This window comes from Stenotrophomonas genospecies 3, from assembly GCF_054473855.1.
Genome location: NZ_JBTMUR010000034.1, coordinates 1 through 4,751, shown reverse-complemented (window position 1 = coordinate 4,751; position 4,751 = coordinate 1). Strand labels below are relative to the sequence as shown.

General features: G+C 65.6%; 5 protein-coding genes. 2 read left to right on the top strand and 3 right to left on the bottom strand.

The features are described 5' to 3' along the window. Positions 1–320: 320 nt before the first annotated feature. The gene (locus ACX9OT_RS21770; RefSeq protein WP_049421504.1) at positions 321–1,442 is read right to left on the bottom strand and encodes an inorganic phosphate transporter; all 1,122 of its coding nucleotides are present in this window, start codon (positions 1,440–1,442) and stop codon (positions 321–323) included. Positions 1,443–1,455: 13 nt separating this feature from the next. After that, positions 1,456–2,082 (bottom strand): DUF47 domain-containing protein, encoded by a 627-nt coding sequence (locus tag ACX9OT_RS21765; protein ID WP_004152833.1) that lies wholly within the window; start codon positions 2,080–2,082, stop codon positions 1,456–1,458. A 292-nt stretch (positions 2,083–2,374) separates the two neighbouring features. On the opposite strand from ACX9OT_RS21765, the gene ACX9OT_RS21760 reads away from it, so the two are divergent. Continuing rightward, positions 2,375–3,679 (top strand): hemolysin family protein, encoded by a 1,305-nt coding sequence (locus ACX9OT_RS21760; RefSeq protein WP_459003654.1) that lies wholly within the window; start codon positions 2,375–2,377, stop codon positions 3,677–3,679. Beyond that, the gene (locus tag ACX9OT_RS21755) at positions 3,663–4,322 is read left to right on the top strand and encodes an exopolysaccharide biosynthesis protein (RefSeq protein ID WP_005412917.1); all 660 of its coding nucleotides are present in this window, start codon (positions 3,663–3,665) and stop codon (positions 4,320–4,322) included. Before ACX9OT_RS21760 ends, ACX9OT_RS21755 begins: the two co-directional genes overlap by 17 nt. A 92-nt stretch (positions 4,323–4,414) precedes the next feature. Here the strand turns inward: ACX9OT_RS21755 and ACX9OT_RS21750 are convergent. Then, the coding region (locus ACX9OT_RS21750; protein ID WP_459003652.1) for a pyridoxamine 5'-phosphate oxidase family protein at positions 4,415–4,751 on the bottom strand (337 nt) is incomplete at its 5' end.

The following is a 4,751-nucleotide window of genomic DNA, read 5'->3' as shown; positions in this document are numbered from 1 at the left end:
GTCTGAGCCCGGTAAAGTACCGGGAGCAGGCCCAATCGGCCGCCTGACCCCGTCCAAGTCTCGGGGGTCACTTCACCCTGGGGGCTCGATGGCGCCATCCATGGCGCCAACGGTCCTGCAACCCCACCCCACCCCGCCGCTGACAGGTTCCTGCTGCTGTTGGTGGGTGCCGACCGTTGGTCGGCACGGGATCGGATCCCTGTTTCTGCTCTGGTAGGTGTCGACCTTGGTCGACACGATGTGTCCGGAAGAATTCTCTGCCCATGAAAAAAGCCCGCCGGTATCCGGCGGGCTTTTTCGTGTGCACCTTGGCGCGGCGATCAGGTCCAGCCGAACAGTTCGAACAGCTTCAGGATCAGGTACGCACAACCACCTGCGGCCGGGATGGTCAGGATCCAGGCCCAGACGATGCGTTCGATGACGCCGAACTTCAGCGAGCGCGGGTTCTTGGCGAAGCCGACGCCCATGATCGCGGTGGAGATGCTGTGCGTGGTCGAGACCGGCATGCCGAAGTGGGCGGCCAGGGTCAGAATGGTGGCCGAGCTGGTCTCCGCGGCGAAGCCGTGGATCGGGTGCAGCTTGACCATCTTGTGACCCAGGGTCTTGATGATCTTCCAGCCGCCCGAGGCGGTACCGGCCGCCATCACCACCGCACAGGTCAGCACGATCCACATCGCGATGCCGTCACCGGCGCTGGCGTCCGGGTGCATGAAGGCCAGCCACGACGGCAGGTCATCCAGCGCACCGGTGGCCTCGGCACCGATCAGTGTCATGGCGATGATGCCCATGGTCTTCTGCGCGTCGTTGTGGCCGTGGGCGAAGCCCATGTAGGCCGCCGAGGCGATCTGCGCCTTGCCGAAGAAGGCGTTGACGATGCGCGGGCGGGCCAGACGACCGATGGCACCACCGATCCTGGCCAGCCCGGCGATCAGGCCCCACAGCAGCACCATCACCACGATGCCGAGCAGGAAGCCGGCGATCGGCGAGGTGATCATCGGCACGAACACCTTCCACAGCAGGCCCTTGTTCTGCGCCCAGCTGCCCAGGCGCTCGGACCAGATCAGCGCGTCCCAGTTGTTGTGGGCAGCGGCCAGGCCGGCGCCGCAGAGGCCACCGATCAGGGCGTGCGAGGACGAGGAAGGCAGCCCCTTCCACCAGGTGATCAGGTTCCAGATGATGCCGCCCAGCAGGGCGCACAGGATCACCTGCGGGGTGACGTCGACCACGTTGGTGTTGAGCAGGCCCGAAGCGATGGTCAGCGCCACCGCGGTACCGGTCAGTGCACCGATGAGGTTCATGAAGGCGGCCAGCATCACCGCCCAGCCGGGCGAGAGCACCTTGGTCGCCACCACGGTGGCAATGGAGTTGGCGGTGTCGTGGAAGCCGTTGATGAACTCGAAGACGAGCGCGGCCAGGATCACCACCAGGACAAGGGTCAACATGCGGCGGCGTCCGTCAGCTGTTCTTCAACACGATCTGGTACGCCACCACGCCGGCCTCGCGGCAGCGGTCGATGGCCTTTTCCAGGATCTCGAAGAATTCCTTCAGCAGGAACATCTGCAGGTTGTCCAGGCGGCCCGAGTAGATGTCGCGGTACAGCTCGAGCATCAGGCGGTCGGCCTCGTTCTCCAGCGAACGCAGCTTCTCGTTGAGAGCGGTCATCCGGTCCAGGTTCATGTGGCGCAGGTCGGCCACCATCTCCACCACCACGCCGGCAGCCTGTTCCAGCATCGCCGCGCGCGGCGCGAAGTCGATGTGCTCCAGGTGGGTCGTGGCCAGCGAATAGCGATCGGCGAACTTCTCGATCTGCTTGGGAATCTTGTACAGCGCCGAGCCCAGCGCTTCGATGTCTTCGCGCTCGATCGGGGTCATGAAGCTGTCCACCAGCGCCTGGCTGATCTTGTCCGAGGCCGCGCGTTCGCGCAGGCGGGCCAGCTTGAAGGCGTCCAGCGCGGGCTGGCGGTCGGCCTCGCGCAGCATGGAATGCAGCGCCTTGGCGGCGTCGGAAGCCGCGACGGCAGCCTCATCGAGCAGGGTGTAGAACTGTTTGCCGGAACCGAAAATGGTCTGCAGAGAGAACATTGAGAAACCTGTCAGCCGTCGCGGGAAGGACGGCACCAGACGGAATTATGACGGCTAGATGACCATCACGGGTATCCCTGCCCCCTTCCGGGGCTCTGGAAGCCCCAACCTGAACAGGCGGTTGCCACCCTGCCACGCCCCTTTGCTAAGATGCCAGCGCGCCTTCGGGCGCACCTTATGGACGACGACCCTTACCCCCCTGCGCCGCGCCGGACCCTGTTCCTGAGCGCCAGCCGCCATCGCAAGCACCCGCCCTCCCTGCCACCAACCGGGGACGACGCCCGTGTTTGAAATGATCCTGATTGTCTTCGCGCTTGTTCTGCTGAACGGCTTCTTCGCCATGTCCGAGATGTCGGTCATGACCTCGCGCAAGAGCCGCCTGAAGCAGATAGCCGCCACCTCCAAGCGTGCCGCCAAGGCGCTGGAGCTGTCGGAGAAGCCGGAGAGCTTCCTGTCCACCGTGCAGATCGGCATCACCGTGATCGGCGTGCTGACCGGCTATCTCGGCGGTGAAGCGCTGGGCGACGCCTTTGCCGGCTGGATCCAGGGCCTGATGCCCGGTTTCGCCTATGCCGGCAAGATCGGCACGGTACTGGCGGTCAGCCTGATCACCTTCATCACGCTCATCTTTGGCGAACTGGTGCCCAAGCGCCTGGCGCTGACCCGCTCGGAGGCGATCGCCGGACTGGTGGCCATGCCGATGAGCTGGCTGGCCAAGCTGGCCCTGCCGTTTGTCTGGCTGCTGTCCAAGACCACCCAGCTGGTACTGAAGATTCTCGGCCTGGGCAAGGACGAGGCCGCCCAGGTGACCGAAGAAGAAATCCGCATGCTGGTGGCCGAGAGCCACGAGGCCGGCGTGATCGATGCCCATGAGCGCGACATGATGAACCGCGTCATGCGCCTGGGCGACCGCACCGCCGACAGCCTGATGACCCCGCGCAACCGCATCGCGTGGCTGGATACCCAGGCCGGGCTGGAGCGCAACCTGGAAATCATGGCCGAACACGAGTTCTCCCGGTACCCGGTGTACCGCGACAACGACATGGACGTGGTCGGCGTGCTCGAACTGAAATCGCTGGCCACGCGCATGGCGCGCGGCGACAACGCGCTGTTCCAGACCCTGCGCGACCCCCTGTACGTCTCCGAATCGACCCACGCGATGAAGCTGCTGGAAATCTTCCGCGAGGAACAGCAGTCGATGGCACTGGTGGTGGACGAGTACGGCGAGATCCAGGGTCTGGTGACCATCAGCGACCTGATGGGCGCGGTGGTCGGCCGCCTGCAGGCGGTGGAGAACGCCGACGAGGACGCGCTGGTGGTGACCCGCGAAGACGGCTCGCTGCTGGTGGACGGCTCGCTGCCGATCGAAGACGTGCGCGAACTGATCGGCAGCAACGACCTGCCCGACGCCGAGGACGGCGACTACTACACGCTGGCCGGCATGTGCATCCATTACTTCGGCCGCATTCCGCACGCAGGCGAGTACTTCGACTGGGCGGGCTGGCGCTTCGAAGTGGTTGACCTGGATGGTGCGCGCGTGGACAAGCTGCTGCTGCGCACGTTGTCCGACGAGCAGGCCGATGAGCTCACCGCCTGAGGCCGGCAAGGGTCCGGGCGACGAGCGCCCGGCCTACCGCAACGAGGGCATCCGTACCCTGCTGGAGATGTTTGCCTCTGGCGATCCCGCCGAGCACATGCCGCTGGGCCAGATCCTCGGCAACCTGCAGCAGAGCGCGTTCGGCGTGTTCCTGTTCGTGGCGATCCTGCCGTCGTTCATCCCGATCCCGGGCATGGGCGGCGCGGTCAGCGGCCCACTGGTGGTCCTGATCGGCCTGCAGATGCTGTTCTGCCTGCGCCGGCCCTGGCTGCCCGGCTTCATCGCCCGCCGCGGGCCGAAGCGCGGCACCATGCATCGTTTCCTGGACCGCATCGACCGACCGCTGCGGCGCCTGGACAAGATGCTGAAACCCCGCCTGCCGCAGCTGCTGACACCGCTGCCCGCCCACGCCTTCAGTGGCCTGCTGCTGGTGTTGCTGGGCCTGCTGCTGTCGTTGCCGATTCCCTTCACCAATTTCCTGTTCGGCTTCCAGCTGCTGCTGTTCTCGCTGGCGCTGCTGGAACGCGATGGCGCGCTGATGCTGTTCAACTGGATCGCCGCCGTGGCAGCGATCGCGTTCTTCGGTTTCAGTTCGGGGCAGCTGGTGGGCTACACGGTGGAGCTGTTCCAGCGCTGGTTCTGAGCCGGAATCCGGTAGAGCCGGCCGCTGGCCGGCTGCCACGTTTCCAGGTTTGCCGGCCAGCGGCCGGCACTACCAATACCGGACATCGGCCATCATCGAAGGTCGATGAATCCGTTGTCGGCCAACGCCGCCGGTTCGTCCTGCACGGCTGACAGCACGAAACTCAGCGCTGTGCCCAGCAGCGTGCCCGGTCCATCCCAGTACTCGGCCGAGTCGGCGCGCACCTGGATCAGGCGCAGGTTCGGGTCGTCCTTGCCGCCCGGGAAGAACAGCTTCATCGCTGGCGACCACAGTTCCTCGATCTTCGCGCGATCATCAACCACGCGCGCGCGCCCGGCCACCGACACATAGGTGACTCGTCCTGCCATAGGTTGACACCGATGGGTGGATGGTCCGGCCGCCGTCAGGCGGCCAAAGACGCCCGATGCA